This window comes from Burkholderiales bacterium (genome assembly GCA_013695435.1).
GTDB lineage: Bacteria > Pseudomonadota > Gammaproteobacteria > Burkholderiales > JACMKV01 > JACMKV01.
In genome coordinates, this window is the sequence record JACDAM010000092.1 from 1 (window position 1) to 18,389 (window position 18,389).

Genomic DNA, 18,389 nt, shown 5'->3' on the forward strand with positions numbered 1-18,389 from the left:
AGGTAACGTGGCCACGGTGCAAAATATCGAAACAGCCGTTCGTGAATACCAGCGGTCGCACGGCTTTGATCAGGAATTCCGCGATCGATGCTCGCTGCAAAATCTTTTGCTCGAATGCCGGCGCGAACGAGGATGCGTCCGACATTGCGCTAGACATGCCGATTGTCGCGCAAGAACATTTCGGTGGCCGGCAGCGCCGACCATTCGGTGATCGCGTTCATCTTCACCGTCAGCCTGGCGGCGTCGAACTGATCCCGCGGCACATCGTCCGCCATGTTCCAGCGCGCTTTTTCGAGCGATTTGAGTAAACCCGGATAGAGCATCGATTACATCCCCGCAACAACCCTTGTTTGCGCACTTGTGCGCATATGGTTATCAGGGCGCTGATGGGTGCGGCCCAAGGAACCTGGCTCCATTGAAGTGGATTAGGTGCGAGGGTGCGTCAGCAACCCAGACTTCAGTTTCCCAAGCGATTTCGCCAAGGTAACGGCTCATGAGGGACCGGTTCGGGAAAGCTGTTACGTAGACAAGCCCTGCCTTTGATGTGGCGAACAGGCGAGCCAGCTCCTCGTGACGTTTCCCGTCGACTGGGCCATGGCTCGTGACCGACTCCACCAATAGCAGCCAATTTCGTTCAGGGTAATGGATTACCACGTCCGGCATCTTGCCGTGCGCCTCAACATTCACGCCCAAGTCAGCGAGCGACACTGCATCGAAGTAGCCCCACTTGACGCCTGTCTCCCCCGCGTAAATAAGCACACCTCCCGGAACGAACCGCGAAGCGAAGTCTTCGATCACGGCCTTAATAAGTTCGCTGTGGTCACCGGGTGTCAGATGGATCTTCTGTCCCGGCGCGACTTGCACCGGGATTCTGTTCTGCTCGCGCACGCGTGCGTACCGAGCAGCGAGCGTCTGGCGTTTCGCGAGGTAGCCCGTCAGGCTGTCATGCCATTCGGTGGCGCCGTAGGTGCGCAACAGCGTCAATGCCGCAGGCTCAATCTGATAGACGGCTTCGGGCTGTTTACTGGCCGTGCCGCGTCGTCCGGATTGTAGAGAGCGATGCCTGCATCCACGAATTGATGCATCGTCTGCCGCCGCACGGTCTCACGAGTGTTCGGTGCGTAATCTTTTCGGTAGTGCTCGCGTGCCCAATCCATGATTGGGGTAATTCCGATGAGTGGATTCTCTGATTCACTCCAAGGCTTGCCGCGCGTCAAGTTCAGGAGCGCCAACAGGCAGAGTGCCGAACGCTCGTTCTGCTGCGCGCGTGGCAGACCGAGCGAGACGAGGATTTTTTTGGCGTCCGTGATGTAATTCTTTCCTCCCTTGGTCATGCGCTCACGTCGGCGAGCTGTTCGTCAATCATGGCTTGGGATAGCTCGCCGTTCTTCATGGCCCACTTTCCGAGTTTCAGAAGGGCTTCGCGGCTCGGATACTTCATGGCCCTAAGGTCGGCGGCGTTCACCTGGGTATGACCACTGAATCGTCGAAAATGGTCATCAACCGCAGTAGTATTGAGGAACACGGCTAGCCCATGTGCGAGCGCTGCTGGAAGGCCGTTTCTGCGCTCGTGAAAGACGTTAAGGTGATTCTCGAAGCCAAAGGCGGTCGCGCCCGGGAATGCTTTTGGATCCACAACGCTGGCCATAATCCGACGCCGCTCTTCCTTGGAAGAAAACCGGCGCACTACAGTATAGAAACCAGCCGGGTAGAGCCATTTCTCGGTGTCGGCGTTGCGGTGGATGGCGTTAGCTTTCTTGAGGTCTTCCTTCGGCCACGCTACGGCCCTGCCTGAGAAGTGCACAGGGTAGAGCAGCGGGACGCTTTCCGCCTCCGGCGATTGGCGTATGTGTTCTCTCAATCGGAAATCGACGACAGGGCCAGTCGAGACCATTACGCCGATTTCGTTGAGGGTATAGCGAATCGCGGCGCTTAGTTCGATGACGCTTTGCCCGGTGGATGCGGGAACATGGACAAAGCGGTCCGGATCATTCGGAAACACGATTCTGTCGAACGCATGTTGGTGAATGCTGTAGTCGTCGAACCGGTCATCCGTAGAAGTTGAAACCATCACGTTCTCTTGCTCGCCATCTCGTTCGAGCATGATGATCACGTTCTCTTGCAGCACGTCATCGTCCTTGAACGCCATATCGCGCGATGCGAACAAATGCAGGTGCCGAATGGCGGCACGTTCCAATATGAACGCTCGAAAGGGCCGGTAGTATGGGCCGTTGCAGAAGCTGCGCGGAACGATGGCGACAAGCTGCCCGCCTGGGCACAGCAACGCGAGCGCAAGCGCCACGAAGGCAGAATAGAGGTTGACTGTTTCGATCCCTACTTGCCTGAGTAGAAGCCGGTGATGTGACTGCGTATTTATCTTCTTGTAGGGTGGGTTGATAATCGCGTGCGTGAATTTACCGGCAGTGCTGAACTGGAGCCGATTTACAGCGTCCTCGATGAAATCGCCCGGGACGATGTCGCAGGCAAACGGCGCTTTTGTCTCATATAGAGCCATTGTCCGAAGCAAAATCTCCCGGAGCCCGGCGTCAATCTCGCAAGCAGTTAGCCCAACTGATTTGAAGCCGAATCCACCGGCAACCCACCGTTCAAGAAAAGCATTTGCAAGGGAACCGATTCCAGCGCCGGGATCGAGAAGACGACATACCGGCAAAGTGCTTTCGGCGAACAGACTCGCCATGAAGCGGGCGGTCGTGGCCGGCGTCAGAAACTGCCCGAACTGCGATTTCTTCTTCGCTTCAGTTTCCGCGGATATGCGGAGTCTTGTCTTGTCAATATCGCCTAGCAAACCGATCGCTCCTGTTCCGCGTCCGACCAACTCGCTTGCCGATAACCAGCCCCGGCAAACCCGGCGCTACTGGATGTACTGAAAAAGCTTCACCACTCTTTTCACGTCGCTGGTCGTGCGGGCGATCTCGACTGCCTGCTCCGCTTCCTCCCGCGTCACCAGACCGAGCAGATAGACGACACCGCGCTCGGTCACGACTTTGACGTGATTCGGCTGGAACTTGGCGGCATCGACGAAGCGCGCCTTGACCTTCGAGGTGACAAAACTGTCGTGCGCGCGATTCGACAAGGTACTGGTGGTCTCGCTGACCGCGATTTCATTGTGGACGCCGCGCACGTTGTTGATCGACGCGACGGTCTTTTCGATTTCGGCCTTGATCGCCGCGCTCGGCACCTCGCCGGTCAGGAGCACGATGCGGTTATAGCTGGTCGCGTTGATATGGATTCTGTCTTGATAGCTGTCGCGCACGCGCTCGGCGACTTTGAGTTCGATTTCCTGGTCTTCAGTAACCGACCCGACGCTGCGCCTGTCCGCGGCAACCAGAACGCCGGTGGTCGCGGCGCCGCCGACGAGCAATGGAATACAACCGCCGAGCACGGGAACAAGTGCGAGTGTGGCAAGCAAAACGAGATTACGCATTAATCAACTCCCAGTAAGAGGCAATCGACCGCATCGCACAGGCAATGCAGGGTGAGCAGATGGACTTCCTGGATGCGCGCGGTGCTGGAAGCCGGCACGCAAATCTGGATATCGCCGTCCGCCATCAGGCCGGCCATTGCGCCGCCGTTTTTGCCGGTCAGGGCGATCACGTCCATTTTCCGTTCATGGGCGGCGCGCACCGCTTCGACGACATTGCCGGAATTGCCGCTGGTCGAAATCGCGAGCAGCAAATCGCCGCTTTGGCCCAGGGCGCGCACCTGCTTGGAGAACACTTCGGAAAAATCGAAATCGTTGGCGATCGACGTCAAGGTCGAGCTGTCCGTCGTCAGTGCGAAAGCGGCAAGCCCGGGGCGCTCCATTTCGAAACGATTCAGCATTTCGGCGGCGAAGTGTTGTGAATCCGCGGCCGAACCGCCGTTTCCGCAACTCAGGATCTTGCGGTCGCTTCGCAAGCAGCGGACCATGCGTTCGGCGGCAGTCTGGATAGGGATTGCCAACGCGTCGGCCACGCGCAGTTTGAGTTGGGCGCTTGCCGAAAAGTGCCCTGTGATGCGGCTGATCAAATCCATGGAACGAATGCGAAGAAGCCGAAAGCCGGGAGGAAGCGAAAAACTGACGTGCGCATCGAGAGCAGCATCAAACGCAGGCATCAAACGCGTTCTGAATCCATTCGATGTCCGGCCCGCCGAACAACACTGCGTCGAAACGGCATGCGCACGCTTGCCGATTCATGCCGCGGTCGGTCAGGAAAAATTGCGCGGTGCGCACGAGCTTGCGCTGCTTCGAAAAGGTAATGCTTTCCGCCGCGTTGCCGAAATGCGGATTGCGGCGCAGCCGGACTTCCACGAACACCAGGGTTTTGCCATGGCGAAAGATCAGATCGATTTCACCATAGCGGCTGCGAAAGTTTTGCTCGAGCAGGATCAGGCCTTGCTGCTTCAGGAAATCCGCAGCCGCATGTTCGGCCTCTGCGCCGGCGCTTGTTGCCGTGGCTGCGATCAAACCTCGAACCATTTATCACCGTCGCGATCGCCCACGCTCATCATCGCTTCGGATCGATGACGAGGGCATTGCCTTGATCGAACTGGGCCTGGCTCAATTCGCGCACGAACTGGTGATTGGCTTCCAGCGTTATCCTGCCCGTCACGCCATCTATGATTGGACTGCCGCTATCGGGCTGCGCCAGGTATTGGGCGATGCGAAACGCATCGACGCCCAGCGCATAAAGCCGTTCAAGATCCATCGAAGTGGCGCCTTGCGGCCGCGGATAGACCATGACCGCCGGATGATCGGCCTGCAGCAGCCACGGCATATCGACGAAGCGCACGCCATTCAAATCGAAATTGGCCAGCGAATCGGCGCCACCATTGAACACCTGGGACGTTGCATAAACCGGAATTTCGATATCGAGATACGGCCGCACCACGCGCGCTTTCTGGAATTCGACGGCGAGAAAAACCATGTCGGCATTGCCGCTCGTCGCCGCGCTGCGCAAACGCGCCAGCTCATTCGGATCAGTCGAGTAGCGGAACTGGTCGATAATCGTCCCGCCGAGTTTGTTCCACTCGGCGAGAAACGCAAGATGGATGCGCCGCGACAGCGCCGTATCGCCGCTGACCGTCAACGCGCTGCGCTTGCCCTGCCCGATTGCGAGACGCGCGATCTGACGCGCCTCGGCTTCGATCTGCAGACCGAACAGATACAGATTGTCGGGGATCGGGATGTTTCGCTCGGGAATATTCAATGCGAGCGTCGGCACGCTGACTACATTGCTGTTGGCAAGCGCGGTCACGCCATCTCGCGTCAGCGGACCGACCACGATGCTGCTGCCGGCTTGCACAGCCTGCTCATACGCGGCCAGAATGTCGGCTACCTGATCGCCGGTCGAGTAGATGACGACCGGCAGATTCCTGCGCTTGCCTGCCAGCGAATGCGCGGCGACAAAACCATCGTGCACCGCTTTCGCCGCCGCCGAAAATGACTGCGATTGCAGCGGCAGGATCAAGGCGATGTCGCCGGTTGCGTTTTTCCTGCTGGCGGAACCCGGCAGCACGGCGGCGGCTGGCGGAATGCTGTATTCCGACAGCGGCGCGGTTTCGGCTTCGGGTATCTCCGGTGCCGGCTGCTCCGGCTGGACCACTTGCGGTTCAGCGGGAAACGGGGGCGAACTCGGCCTGATAATCGGCGTGGACGTGCAACCATACAACGCTGCGCATAGCGTCAGCAAAGGCAGAAAACGTTGCATCAGCCGAACTCGATTGGAAAGTCGACATTATATGTGGTCGCAACACCGATTGGAAACGCGCGCGACATCACGTTGCGCGCGCTCGACGTGCTCGCCAACGTCGATTTGATCGCCGCCGAAGATACGCGCAACACCGCGCATCTGCTGCAACTGCATGGCTTTTCCGCCAAGCCCGGAAAACTGGTCGCATTGCACGAGCATAACGAGCGCCAGGGAACCGAGCGCATCATCGAAGCGCTCGCTGCGGGCGCCTCGGTCGCGCTAGTCAGCGATGCCGGCACGCCAACGGTCAGCGATCCAGGCGGGCTGCTGGTGCGAGCGGTGCGCGCGGCCGGCTACCGTGTGATTCCAGTGCCGGGCGCCAATGCGATGCTCGCCGCCGTGAGCGCTGCCGGATTACCGACGCAGCCATTCCTTTTCTACGGTTTCCTGCCTGCCAAAGAAACCGCGCGCCGGCGCGAACTCGAAGCCTTGAAGCCGTTGCCCTTCACGCTGGTTTTTTACGAGGCGCCGCATCGCGTGCTCGAATGCGTTGCCGATTTATTCGGGGCGCTCGGCGAGCGCGAGATCACGATCGCGCGCGAACTGACCAAGCTGTTCGAAACCGTCTACACGTGCCGACTTTCCGAAGCGGTCGCCTGGTTGAACAATGATGCCAATCGGCAGCGCGGCGAATTCGTGCTGCTCGTTACAGGCGCAGCGGCGGCGGCCGGAAGCGGCAAAGGTGAGAGCGTGTTGCGCGTGCTGCTCGCCGAGTTGCCGCTGAAGCAGGCGGTTGCACTGACCGCGCGGATTTCGGGAGAAAAACGCAACGCCATCTACCAACTCGCGCTGACGATCAAAAACGACGCGTAGAGCGCGATAGGGGCACTAACGCCGGACAGGTTTCGAAGCAATGACGGCGATGCGCGGTTTATTCAGAACTTCTCTCGCCTTCGCCGCTGACCGCTACCCGATCGCGTCCACCGTGCTTTGCCGCGTACAAAGCCTGATCGGCGGTGGCGAGCAAGGTTTCCACGGCTGTGCCGTGCTCGGGGAATGCGGCGATGCCGAGCGAAATCGTCACTGTTCCGAGCGCCACATTCTTGTGTACAAGCTGCATACTGCGCACCGCGCTGCGGATTCTTTCGGCGCGCTGGCGCACGGCTTCGAGCGGTGATTCGTACAGCAGCAGCGCGAATTCCTCGCCGCCGAAGCGGCAGGCGATGTCGGCGCCGCGGATCTGCGATTGCAGCAATTCGCCGATCCGTTGCAACACGACATCGCCGGCATCGTGGCCGAACTGGTCATTCAGGCGCTTGAAGTGATCGACATCGAGCATGACGATCGCAAGGGTGACGCCTTTGCGTTGGGCGCGCGAGATTTCCTGCCGGAATGCTTCCTGCATGTAGCGCCGATTGAACAATCCGGTCAGCGGATCGCGTATCGATTGTTCGCGCAATGACTCGCGCAATCTCAGATTGGCCAGCGCCAGCGCAATCTGCTCGCTCAATGTGATGATGAACTGGCGATCGACTGGCGCCAGCGGGCCGGCCGCGGCGGATCGCGCGAATTCGACGTGGAACAGGCCGAGGATTTCGTTGTGCGCCGTCATCGGAATGCACAAGTACGGCGGCGGCATATCAGGGGCCGCGTGCAGCGCGCGCACGTGTTCGCAGATCGGATCGGTGGCAGCATCCTGCGCCTGATGGACCTGGCCGCGGCGCAAAGCCCAGCATTGATCGGCCGACAAGATATCGAAGGTATCGTCGCCCCACGACGCTTCGCGGCCCAGATATTTGCGCGTATCGTGCATCAGATACAGTGCACCGGTTTGCCCGGCAAACAGCTTGGCGCAAGAGCGGCGGATCACGTCGTACGCTTCGCCGGAAGTCGAACACGATTGCAGCAAGCCGCTCATGTCGCTGAGCAGGCGGATATTCGAATAATCGCGCTCGATCTGCCGGTTGGCGGCTTCGAACTGAGCGGTGCGTTCACTGACGCGTTGCTCGAGTTCGGCGTTCAGGCGGCGCACCTCGTTCTCGGCCTGCCGGCGCTCCGTGATGTCGCCGATCAGGATGACGAGGCGCGCCGCGCCGCCCGCGTGATTCCGCTTCAGGTTGCCGCGCCCCCAGATCCATCCTTCGGCGCGATCGGCGCGCACGATTCGGCACTCGAAGTTCCATATGTCGGCCCCTTTCATGGCGCGCTCGAATCCGGCGTTCACGGCTTCGCGATCGCCGGCGTGGACGTGCTGCAGGAACAGATCGTAGTTCCAGTCCGGCAAGGCATCGCCGTAACCGAAAATTCGATACAGCACGACCGAATTGAGGACGTGGCCGCTTTCGAAATCGAGTTCCCACGTGCCGATCTGCGCCGATTCCATGACCAGCTTCAGGCTTTGCGTGCTTTCGACCAGACGCTGTTCGATCAGCTTGCGCTCGCTGATGTCCTGGACATTCATCGCCTGGTACAGCGTCTCGCCGTCGTCGCCCTCCACCACGGCGATATCGACGAGCACCGGGAATCGCATGCCGTCTTTGCGGACATGTATCGATTGAAACGTGTGGCTGCCTTTTTGCCGCGCCAGGCGATCGTTCGCGTTGAACTCGACTATAGCTTCAGGCGCAACCACGAAGGATTTCGCCTGGCCGAGCAACTCCTTGATCGCATAGCCGTGCATTTCCGCGTATGACGCATTGACCGCCTGCAGCCGGTCATCGCCGATCATCGCCATCCCCCAGTCGGCGTGATCGAAAATCGACTTCCGCCGCGTCGGCTGGGCATGGCCGTCGCCGTTGTTGCTTCGATTGCGCGTGTTGCGGTGGCGGGGGCGGAACAGCGCCGCGAACAGCCGGTGCTCTCGCAAACGCGCGGAGAAACTCTCGACAAAGCGCGGCTGTTTCGCGACGGCCATCCACGCCAGCGCGCCGAGTAGAGCGCTGATAACGAGGCCGACGACAAGAACAAGATGCGACTTGCTGCCGGCAACGCCTGCCTCGAACTGCGGCGTCGAAGCGAAATGCAAGGTCCAGATGCGGCCGTCGATTTCGAGCTTCGAAATCGTTTCTGCCAGCGGATCAGCCGATGGCGCACGCGTCGTGCTTTGATACATGCGCGTTGCGTCGGAAACTGTGCCGCCATCGTAAATGCCGGCCTCTACAGCCGCGGATTCCCCGTTTGCCGCGGCCCGCAACATGGCGTCCAGCGCAACCATCGCATAAACGTAACCGCTAAGCGCGGCACGACGCTGTTCTATCGTAGCGCCGCCGGTATTGCGGCGGTAAACCGGCAACACCATCTGGAATCCGCCTTGCGCGCTCTGCTTATTCCCGGCCGCGAGCACAACTTTTCCCGAAATTGCGATGCCGGCGCTGTCGCGCGCTTTCAGTATCGCCTGCCTGCGCGCAGGTTCGGTGAGCATGTCGAAGCCGGCCATGCGCGCATTGTCGGGGGTGGATGGCTCGACAAAAATGACAGGCGCATAGGCGTCGCGCTGGCCCGGAGGCGTAATCGCGTAAGACGGCAACCCTTGTTTGCGCACGCGCCCCTCGTGGCGGGACCTGCTTGCGCCGGGTACGTGCTCGGCATAGCCAAGCGCCGCAATGCCCGGATAGCGCTTATCGATCTGCAATGCCTGCACGAAGGAACGCCATTCGCTGGGTTCCACGCCCGGTGTGGCGGTAAACAACGCAGCGGCGCTGTACAGCAACGATTCGTAATCGCCCAGCCGGACACGCATTGCCCCGGTAATGCCTTGCGCGCGTTCGGCCAGCCGTTCGGCCGAGGCTACACGGTGATCCGCCTTGACCCACGCCCATACGCACAGTGTGAGAACGAGGCCAAAGCCGAATGCGACTGCGCCCCAGGTGAATTCGCGGCGCGCGAACCAGGCGGTGCGAAGTTTCAGCGCTTGCCGCCCAGGATCGAGCCCAGCACGCCGCGCAGAATCTGGCGGCCGATGCCGGAGCCGATGGAACGCGCCGCGCTGGTTGCCGCCGCTTCGATTATGCCTGCGCGCTGCCGGCTGGCGCCGCCGCGCGGTCCGGGAGCCGAGCCGCCCAGCACACTGCAGAGGACGCCGCCGAACAGACTTCCACCGCCTGATTTCTCCTCGACTTTCGGCGCCTCGGCTGCTTTTGCCGCCGACGCTGCGCGCTCCGCGAGCAGTTCGTACGCCGACTCGCGGTCTTCGATTTTTTCATAGTGACCGCTGAGCACCGAACCGCTCATCACCTGCTTGCGCTCCGCGGCGGTCGCCGGGCCGATGCGGCTGGCGGGCGGCACGACAAACGCGCGCTCGACCACCGAAGGCCGTCCCTTTTCGTCGAGGAAAGAGATCAGCGCTTCGCCGACGCCGAGTTCGGTGATCGCTTTTTCGGTGTCGAGCTTGGGATTGGCGCGCAAGGTCGTGGCCGCGGTTTTGACCGCTTTTTGATCGCGCGGCGTAAACGCGCGCAACGCGTGTTGAACCCGATTGCCGAGTTGCGCGAGCACCTTGTCGGGGACATCGAGCGGATTCTGCGTCACGAAATAGACGCCGACGGCCTTCGAGCGGATCAAGCGCACGACTTGCTCGATTTTTTCGAGCAGCGCCGGCGGCGCGTCGGTAAAAAGCAGATGCGCCTCATCGAAAATGAATACGAGCTTGGGCTTGTCCAGGTCGCCGACTTCCGGCAGGTGCTCGAACAATTCGGACAGCAGCCACAGCAGCATGGTCGCGTACACTTTGGGCGAGTGGTAGAGCTTTTCGGCGGCCAGGATATTGATCATGCCGCGGCCGTCATTGCCGGTCTGCATCAGATCGGTGATATCGAGCGACGGCTCGCCGAATACTTTTTCGCCGCCTTGCGCTTCGAGCCCGAGCACGCCGCGCTGGATCGCGCCGACGCTGGCGGCCGAGATATTGCCGTATTGCGTGATGAAGGTTTTCGCGTTGTCGCCGACATGCTGCAGCAGCGCGCGCAAATCCTTGAGATCAAGCAGCAGCAGGCCGTTGTCGTCGGCGATTTTGAAGGCGAGCGTCAAGACACCTTGCTGGGTATCGTTCAGATTCAGCAACCGGCTGAGCAAAAGCGGCCCCATGTCGGAAACCGTCGCGCGCACCGGATGACCGAGCTCGCCGAACACGTCCCAGAACGTGACCGGGCAGCCGGCGAATTTGAAATCCGCGAGATCGAGCTGCGCGACGCGCTCGTTGACCTTGGCGTGCTCACCGCCGGGAAACGCCATCCCGCCGAGATCGCCTTTAACATCGGCCAGAAATACCGGCACCCCAATGTTCGAAAAACCCTGCGCCAGCGTCTGCAAGGTAATCGTTTTGCCGGTCCCGGTGGCGCCGGTAATCAGGCCGTGCCGGCTGGCCAGTGCAGGCAGCAGGCTCAATTCGGTTTGATCTTTCTTTGCGACCAGTAAAGGTTCAGGCATGGGGTGCTCCGTGGTAGGAAGTGCCGCGCGGCGGCCGGCGAAAGGGACCTCTAAATGGTAACATTACGAGCTTCATGACGTTCGGGATGGATGCATGGCTGGCCATAGCAAGTGGGCAAATATCAAGCACAAAAAAGCCGCGACCGATGCCAAACGCGGCAAGATTTTCACGCGCCTGATCAAGGAAATCACGGTTTCGGCGCGGCTTGCCGGCAGCGATTCGGGCTCGAATCCGCGGCTGCGGCTGGCGATCGACAAAGCCTATGAGCAAAACATGCCGAAAGACAATGTCGAGCGCGCGATCAAGCGCGGCGCCGGCGAACTCGAAGGCGTGAACTACGAGGAAATCCGCTACGAAGGCTACGGCATTGCCGGCGCCGCGGTGATCGTCGATTGCATGACGGATAACCGCGTGCGCACGGTGGCCGACGTGCGCCATGCGTTCGTGAAATACGGCGGCAGCCTCGGCACCGACGGCTCGGTCGCGTTCCTGTTCAGGCATTGCGGGCAATTAGTTTTCGCGCCGGGCACCGATGAAAACAAATTGATGGAAGCCGCGCTCGAAGCCGGCGCCGACGACGTCATCAGCAACGACGACGGCAGCATTGAAGTGCTCACCGCGCCATACGATTTCATCGCCGTCAAGGAAGCCCTCGAAAAAGCCAGACTCAAGCCCGAGCTTGCCGAGGTCACGATGAAGCCATCCAATGAGGCGGTCCTGAACGGCGATGACGCAACCCGCATGCAAAAGCTGCTCGACGCGCTGGAGAGTCTGGACGACGTGCAGGACGTTTATACCAATGCCGTGCTCGACTGACTTTCGCTAATTGGAAATTTTCCAGTTTCTCGCGGCTTTCGCTTGCGCGCTGTTCGCCGGCGCGGCGCTCTACGTCAATCTCGTTGAACATCCGGCGCGCGTTTCCTGTGGCGTCACGGTAGCGTTGGCGCAGTGGGCGCCAAGCTATCAGCGGGCGACAAGAATGCAGGCGCCGTTAGCCGTCATCGGCCTGATTTGCGCGCTGATCGCCTGGTTCGAGGGCGCGGGTTATTGGTGGTTGATCGGCGCAATCCTCCTGGGCGCTGTCGTTCCGTTCACTTTTCTGGTCATCATGCCGACCAACCAGCGGCTCTTGGCGCCCGATCTCGATTCCGCCGAAGCGCGCCGCCTGTTGCAAAAATGGAATGCGCTGCATGGGGTAAGAACCGCGTTGAGCCTGGTCGCGCTTGTCATCTTTCTAGGGGCCTGCTCACACATAAATCATGCCCCGCGCTTTGCTCTCGCGGGATGCGATGCGAGGCGGACGGCGCGCCGCAGGGCCATTCCCTGCAAGCAACGGCCAACGACGCAGCGCGCCCGCCACACCAAAGCCCCTACGGGTTGCCCCCAAACCGGGCGCTCACTTTGTCGCGGACCCTCGTGAAGGGAATGACCCTTCACTTCGGCCCGCTTCGCGCGATCATCCCGATTTGGGGCAACGCGGGGCATGATTTATGTGTGAACAGGCCCGAAAGCAGCAGGGTGAAGATCGGGAACCCAGGTTCGACTTCCAGCTGTCGACTACGGCTTATTGCGGGATGAGGATCACCCCAGCCAGCGGCGGTACAGTAATTTCGATCGATTCCGGCAGGCCCATCCAGGCCGATCCAACGGTGAGCGCTCCGCGATTACCCAGATTGCCGCCGCAGTAGTATTCCGAATCGCTGTTAAATACTTCACGATAAACGCCGGCGCGCGGTACGCCGATCTTGTAACCCGGCCGCGGCACCGGCGTGAAATTCAGGACGACGACGACGAACGAGCCGTCGCGCGCACGCCGTAGATAGCTGATGACCGATTGATCGGAATCGCAGCAGTCGATCCAGCTGAAACCTTCCTGTTGAAAATCGAGTTGATGCAAAGCCGGCAGCTCGCGGTACAGGCGATTCAGATCGCGCGAGAGTTGGTGCACGCCACGGTGCCAATCGAGCCCCAATAAGCCCCATTCGAGTTCCCATTGCGTCTGCCACTCACGGCCCTGGGCGAATTCGTTGCCCATGAAATTCAGCTTCTTGCCGGCATAGGTCATCTGATACGTCAGCATTAGCCGAACGTTGGCGAATTTCTGCCAGACATCGCCGGGCATGCGGCCGAGCAGCGTGCCTTTGCCGTGCACGACCTCATCGTGCGAGAACGGCAGGACGAAGTTTTCGGTATAGGCGTATATCTGGCCGAAAGTCAGTTGGTCGTGACTGTAGCGGCGATGGATCGGGTCGTGCGCCATGTACGATAGCGTGTCGTTCATCCAGCCCATATTCCATTTGCATGAAAAGCCGAGACCGCCGAGGTAGACCGGGCGCGAAACGCCGGGCCAGGCGGTCGATTCCTCCGCGATCGACAGAGCGCCCGGAAAATCGTCGTGCAGCATGATATTCAATTCGCGCAGGAATTCGATGGCGTCGAGATTCTCGCGGCCGCCGTGCCGGTTCGGCAACCACTCACCGGCCTTGCGCGAGTAATCGAGATAGAGCATGGAAGCGACAGCATCGACGCGTATGCCATCGAAGTGAAATTCGCCGAGCCAGTAATGCGCGCTCGACAGCAAAAAGCTTTTTACTTCGTTGCGCGAATAATTGAAGATGTGCGTGCCCCAATCCTGGTGCAGGCCGAGACGCGGATCTTCGTGTTCGTACAACGCGGTGCCGTCGAAGCGCGCCAAAGCGAACGCATCCTGCGGAAAGTGCGCGGGAACCCAGTCCAGCAGCACGCCGATGTTTGCGCGGTGGCAGGCGTCGATAAAGGCGCGCAAATCATCGGGAGAACCGAAGCGCGAGGTCGGCGCGAAATAACCGGTCGTCTGGTAACCCCAGGATTCATCGAGCGGATGCTCGGATATCGGCATCAACTCGATGTGGGTGTAGCCCATGTCGACGACATAGGGCACGAGATGCTCGGCGAGATCGCGATACGTGTAGAAGCGGCCGTCGGGATGACGGCGCCACGAGCCCGCGTGAACTTCGTAAACGTTGATCGGCGCATGCAGCCAGTCCCAATTCGCGCGGCGCGTCATCCAGTCACTGTCGCCCCATTGGTGGTGGCCGATCTCGGCCGAGCGCGCCGCCGTACTCGGACGCAACTCGAATCCTTGCGCGTAGGGATCGGTTTTCACGAAGATCGCGCCGGACCGGTTGCGAATTTCATACTTGTACAATGCGCCGACCGCGAGCCCCGGGATGAAAAGTTCCCAGACGCCGCTAGCTCCGTGCGCGCGCATCGGATGAACGCGGCCATCCCAGCGGTTGAAGTCGCCGACAATGCTGACGCGCTCGGCATTCGGCGCCCACACGGCATAGCGGATGCCGGCGATGCCGTTCATCTCGACCGCATGCGAACCGAGCAGACGGTAGGCCTGATGCAGCCGGCCTTCGTTGAACAGATACAGATCATGATCGGACAGACCGGGCGGAAACGCATACGCATCGTAACCGGCCCAGACCGCGCCGCCTTGCTCCGAACGCAATTTGTACGGCGACGGCGGCGGCAGGTTGCCGCGCCATTCGAAAATGCCATCGGCGTGGATGCGCGTCATCGGCTCGGCGTGGTGATCGCCGCCTTGCTCGATTTCCAGCCACATGCGCTCTGCATAAGGATTGAATACTCGAACCAGATGCCGGGAACCCTCGTCGCGCGCGCCCAGGTAACTGAAGGGATCGCTGAGCCGCGCTTGCAGCAAGGGTTCGATCAGCGCGTTACGCGGATTGACTTTCGGGGGGGTCTCGTGTTTCATAAGTTCGTCTCTGTAACTGATCGTATGGCCCGATCGCGTCGCCGGCGCGGTCGCGGTTCCTCAACAAAGCCACGGAGTCGCCTGCCGTTTTGCCTAATAATCTAACCTCGGATTCTGTTCCGGGTTCGCAGCCGGATTCGTCGTCGACCTTGCAGCCCGATCCACTTCGCGACCCTTTGCGGGATTCGCTGCGCTTTGTCAGCCGCATCACCAAGAACACTTACGCCATCGTGCTGGCCGGCGGCCGCGGCACCCGGCTCAACCAGTTGACCGCCTGGCGCGCCAAGCCTGCGGTGCCGTTCGGCGGCAAATTCCGCATCATCGATTTCCCGCTCTCCAATTGCGTGAATTCGGGCATACGCCGCATCGGCGTTGCCACGCAATATAAAGCGCAAAGCCTGATTCAACACATCCAGCGCGGCTGGAGTTTCCTCGATGGCCGCGTCAAGGAATTCGTCGATGTGCTGCCGGCGCAGCAACGCGTCGAGGAAAGCTGGTATCGCGGCACCGCCGACGCGGTGTTCCAGAATCTGGACATCCTGCGCGACTACAAGCCGGATTATCTGCTGATTCTGGCCGGCGATCACGTCTACAAGATGGACTACGGAAGGCTGCTCGCGTTCCATGTGGCAAAAACGGCCGATGCGACGATCGCCTGCCTTGAAGTTCCGGTAGCCGACGCGGCGTCGTTTGGCGTGATGGCGGTCGATGAGAAGTGGCGCGTCTCCGCGTTCCTCGAAAAACCAGCCAGCCCGCCGCATGTGCCCGGAAATCCCGCCATTGCGCTCGCCAGCATGGGCATTTATGTGTTCAACGCGGCTTTCCTGTACGAGCAACTGATCCGCGATGCCGACGACCCGCATTCCAGCCACGATTTCGGCAAAGACATCATCCCGCACATCATGTCGCGCTATCGCGTGTTTGCCCAGCCGTTTGCCGACAGTTGCGTGCATAAAGTCGGCGGCGTGCCGTACTGGCGCGACGTCGGCACAATCGATGCCTACTGGGAAGCCAACATGGAACTGACCAAGGTCACGCCGGACCTGAACATGTACGACCAGGATTGGCCGATCTGGACCCACCAGGAGCAGTTGCCTCCGGCCAAGTTCGTGTTCGACGACGACACGCGGCGCGGCATGGCGATCGATTCGCTGGTATCCGGCGGCTGCATCATCAGCGGCGCGACGGTGCGCCGCTCGCTGCTGTTTTCCGACGTGCGCGTCAACAGTTACAGCCAGATAGAAGATTCGGTGATCCTGCCGAACGTCGATGTCGGCCGCCATGTCATCTTGAAGCGCGTCATCGTCGATCGCCGCTGCAAGCTTCCCGAAGGATTGACCGTCGGCGTCGACGCCGAACACGACCGAAAACGCTTTCACGTGACAGAGCGCGGCATCACCCTGATTACGCCCGACATGCTGGGCCAGCGCGCCCCTCAGTTGCGCTAGCGGGATGGATAAAAAACTCGATCTCGTTCTCCTCTGGCATCTGCACCAGCCCGACTATCGCGATCATGCGAGCGGCGAATTTTCCCTGCCGTGGGTGTACCTGCACGCGATGAAGGATTACACCGACATGGCGTGGCATCTCGAGCGGCATCCCGGTGTGCATGCGGTCGTCAATCTGGTGCCGGTGCTGCTCGACCAGATCGAGGATTACGCCGACCAGTTCGCGAGCGGCCGGCTACGCGATCCGCTGTTGCGACTGCTGGCCGCGCCCGACCTTACGGCTCTCACCGCCGACCAGCGCCGCCTGATTTTCGAAAGTTGTTTCCGCAGCAATCAGGAAACCATGATCGAGCCGTTTCCGCCCTATCGCCGGCTGCAGGCGGTCTATCGGACGCTCGCCGCCGAAGGCGAAGGCGCGTTGCATTACCTGTCGGCGCAATACCTGTCCGACCTCCTGATCTGGTATCACCTGTCATGGACCGGCGAATCGGCGCGCCGGAATTCCGAAACCATTTCCCGCCTGATGGCGCAAGGCGCCGGGTACGATCATGCGGATCGCAGTCAGTTGTTCGAAGAAATCGGGCGCCTCATCGAGGGGCTAATCCCGCGCTACAAGGCGCTCGCGGAAAGCGGGCAGATCGAGTTGTCGATGACCCCGCATGGCCATCCGCTGGCGCCGCTGCTGATCGATTTCGCGACCGCGCGGGAGGCTCTTCCCGACATCAGGCTGCCGCAAGCCGCCAGATATCCCGGTGGCCGTTCGCGCGTCGCCGCGCACATCGCGTCCGCGATGACCGGCCATACGCGGCGTTTCGGCGCAGCGCCGGCTGGGGTATGGCCGGCTGAAGGCGCGCTTTCGTCGGAACTGCTTGAAGTCCTCGCCGAATCAGGGGTGTCGTGGGTCGCCGGCGGCGAAAAGACGCTCGCCAACAGCTTGCGGGTGTCGCCAAAAAACACCGCTGCCTCCGCGCGGCGGCGCAGTGATTGGCTATATCGGCCTTACCGCTTGCGCGGCGCCGATCGGCCGACCTGTTTTTTTCGCGACGACCGCTTGTCCGACCTGATCGGATTCGAATACCGCAGGTGGCACGGCCGCGACGGCGCACTCGATTTCGTGCGCGAGCTCGATGACATCGTGCGGCGTACAAAGGGCGAAACCGCGCCGCTGGTCAGCGTGATCCTGGATGGCGAAAACGCCTGGGAATACTATCCCTATAACGGCCATTATTTTCTGAGCGAGCTATACGAAATCCTGCAAAACCACACGGCTATTCGCACCACAACCTATCGTGACTACCTCACGCGCAAAGGCAGCCGGCGCCCCGCCGAGCTTCCCTCCTTGTGCGCGGGAAGCTGGGTCTACGGCACGTTTTCGACCTGGATCGGCGACCACGACAAGAATCACGCGTGGGATTTGTTGTGCGAGGCCAAGCAAAGCTACGATCTGGCGCTCGCCAACGGCAGCCTGGCTGATGCCGAACGCGAAGCCGCCGAGCGCCAGCTTGCCGATTGCGAAAGCTCGGACTGGTTCTGGTGGTTCGGCGATTACAATCCGCAGCAAAGCGTCGCCAGCTTCGACCGCCTGTTCCGCGGCAAAATCGCCAATCTGTATCGCTTGCTGAAATTGCCGGTGCCGGCGCAACTTGCCGAACCGATCAGCCGCGGCGGCGGCCGGCCCGAAGCCGGCGGCACGATGCGGCGCACGTCGTAGGCTATCTCTACTCTATGTCCGCCGGTAAAGCCGATAGCGTTCGTGACGCTCGCCCGGCCGCTGGCCCTCCCAGATTTTCCGCCACGCGTCGCCCGGGGAATCCTGGTCGCTTGCGGTGGTCTGGACTAGGAGCAATTCACATCCTCCGGTATCGCCTGCCCGCTCGATGCGGCGCGTCACGACGTCCGCGAAATAATGCAGCATCGCGCGCTGCGATTCGCCTATACCCTGGCTTGCGATGCATTGCCAGCCGGCAGGCAAGCTTTGCTTCAGAGATACAAACGTCGAGCGATAGCTTTTCGCGGTGTCGATGAAGGGCAGCCACAGAGTCATCGCCATGAGCCAGACC

14 protein-coding genes and 2 pseudogenes are annotated in these 18,389 nt (G+C 60.8%); 5 read left to right on the forward strand and 11 right to left on the reverse strand.

Annotated elements, in window-relative coordinates; genetic code table 11:
* Positions 1-155: 155 nt before the first annotated feature.
* The 7 genes and pseudogenes from H0V78_05410 to H0V78_05440 all read right to left on the reverse strand — a co-directional run bounded on the left by H0V78_05410 (position 156) and on the right by H0V78_05440 (position 5,711).
* A pseudogene (locus H0V78_05410) lies at positions 156-323 on the reverse strand (ferritin-like domain-containing protein).
* Positions 324-375: 52 nt separating this feature from the next.
* Positions 376-1,334: pseudogene (locus H0V78_05415) on the reverse strand (restriction endonuclease).
* The gene (locus tag H0V78_05420; protein MBA2351229.1) at positions 1,331-2,698 is read right to left on the reverse strand and encodes an Eco57I restriction-modification methylase domain-containing protein; all 1,368 of its coding nucleotides are present in this window, start codon (positions 2,696-2,698) and stop codon (positions 1,331-1,333) included. Before H0V78_05420 ends, H0V78_05415 begins: the two are co-directional and overlap by 4 nt.
* A 174-nt stretch (positions 2,699-2,872) precedes the next feature.
* Entirely contained in the window at positions 2,873-3,445 is a 573-nt protein-coding gene (locus H0V78_05425) for a BON domain-containing protein (protein ID MBA2351230.1), read from the reverse strand.
* Positions 3,445-4,035, reverse strand: coding sequence for a phosphoheptose isomerase (locus tag H0V78_05430; protein MBA2351231.1), 591 nt, complete (start codon positions 4,033-4,035; stop codon positions 3,445-3,447). Before H0V78_05430 ends, H0V78_05425 begins: the two co-directional genes overlap by 1 nt.
* Positions 4,036-4,102: 67 nt before the next feature.
* A complete protein-coding gene (locus tag H0V78_05435; protein ID MBA2351232.1) occupies positions 4,103-4,480 on the reverse strand; it encodes a YraN family protein in 378 nt (125 codons plus the stop codon).
* Between the two features lie 28 nt (positions 4,481-4,508).
* On the reverse strand, positions 4,509-5,711 hold the full coding sequence (locus H0V78_05440; GenBank protein MBA2351233.1) for a penicillin-binding protein activator: 1,203 nt from the start codon (positions 5,709-5,711) through the stop codon (positions 4,509-4,511).
* On the opposite strand from H0V78_05440, the gene rsmI reads away from it, so the two are divergent.
* Positions 5,706-6,566: a 16S rRNA (cytidine(1402)-2'-O)-methyltransferase gene (rsmI, locus tag H0V78_05445; protein MBA2351234.1), complete on the forward strand. Its 861-nt coding sequence runs from the start codon at positions 5,706-5,708 to the stop codon at positions 6,564-6,566. The two genes, H0V78_05440 and rsmI, sit on opposite strands and share 6 nt — an antisense overlap.
* A 58-nt stretch (positions 6,567-6,624) precedes the next feature.
* On the opposite strand, the gene H0V78_05450 is transcribed toward rsmI, so the two are convergent.
* Both H0V78_05450 and H0V78_05455 read right to left on the reverse strand, forming a co-directional pair.
* The gene (locus H0V78_05450) at positions 6,625-9,432 is read right to left on the reverse strand and encodes a diguanylate cyclase (GenBank protein MBA2351235.1); all 2,808 of its coding nucleotides are present in this window, start codon (positions 9,430-9,432) and stop codon (positions 6,625-6,627) included.
* A gap of 164 nt (positions 9,433-9,596) precedes the next feature.
* Complete coding sequence (locus tag H0V78_05455) at positions 9,597-11,117, reverse strand: DUF853 family protein (protein MBA2351236.1); 1,521 nt, start codon at positions 11,115-11,117, stop codon at positions 9,597-9,599.
* Between the two features lie 94 nt (positions 11,118-11,211).
* Here H0V78_05455 and H0V78_05460 point away from each other — a divergent pair, with 94 nt between their 5' ends.
* Both H0V78_05460 and H0V78_05465 read left to right on the forward strand, forming a co-directional pair.
* Positions 11,212-11,934 carry a YebC/PmpR family DNA-binding transcriptional regulator gene (locus tag H0V78_05460; GenBank protein ID MBA2351237.1) on the forward strand — a complete coding sequence of 241 codons (723 nt, stop codon included), beginning with the start codon at positions 11,212-11,214 and terminating at the stop codon, positions 11,932-11,934.
* Positions 11,935-11,950: 16 nt separating this feature from the next.
* Positions 11,951-12,538 carry a DUF1772 domain-containing protein gene (locus H0V78_05465; protein ID MBA2351238.1) on the forward strand — a complete coding sequence of 196 codons (588 nt, stop codon included), beginning with the start codon at positions 11,951-11,953 and terminating at the stop codon, positions 12,536-12,538.
* Positions 12,539-12,682: 144 nt separating this feature from the next.
* Here H0V78_05465 and glgB read toward each other — a convergent pair whose 3' ends face one another.
* Positions 12,683-14,881: a 1,4-alpha-glucan branching protein GlgB gene (gene glgB, locus H0V78_05470; GenBank protein MBA2351239.1), complete on the reverse strand. Its 2,199-nt coding sequence runs from the start codon at positions 14,879-14,881 to the stop codon at positions 12,683-12,685.
* Positions 14,882-15,057: 176 nt separating this feature from the next.
* Between glgB and glgC the strand changes: the two genes are divergently transcribed.
* Both glgC and H0V78_05480 read left to right on the forward strand, forming a co-directional pair.
* Positions 15,058-16,329 carry a glucose-1-phosphate adenylyltransferase gene (gene glgC / locus H0V78_05475; protein ID MBA2351240.1) on the forward strand — a complete coding sequence of 424 codons (1,272 nt, stop codon included), beginning with the start codon at positions 15,058-15,060 and terminating at the stop codon, positions 16,327-16,329.
* A 4-nt stretch (positions 16,330-16,333) separates the two neighbouring features.
* Positions 16,334-18,040 (forward strand): glycoside hydrolase, encoded by a 1,707-nt coding sequence (locus H0V78_05480; protein MBA2351241.1) that lies wholly within the window; start codon positions 16,334-16,336, stop codon positions 18,038-18,040.
* A gap of 12 nt (positions 18,041-18,052) precedes the next feature.
* On the opposite strand, the gene H0V78_05485 is transcribed toward H0V78_05480, so the two are convergent.
* On the reverse strand, positions 18,053-18,373 hold the full coding sequence (locus tag H0V78_05485; GenBank protein ID MBA2351242.1) for a hypothetical protein: 321 nt from the start codon (positions 18,371-18,373) through the stop codon (positions 18,053-18,055).
* Positions 18,374-18,389 lie beyond the last annotated feature (16 nt).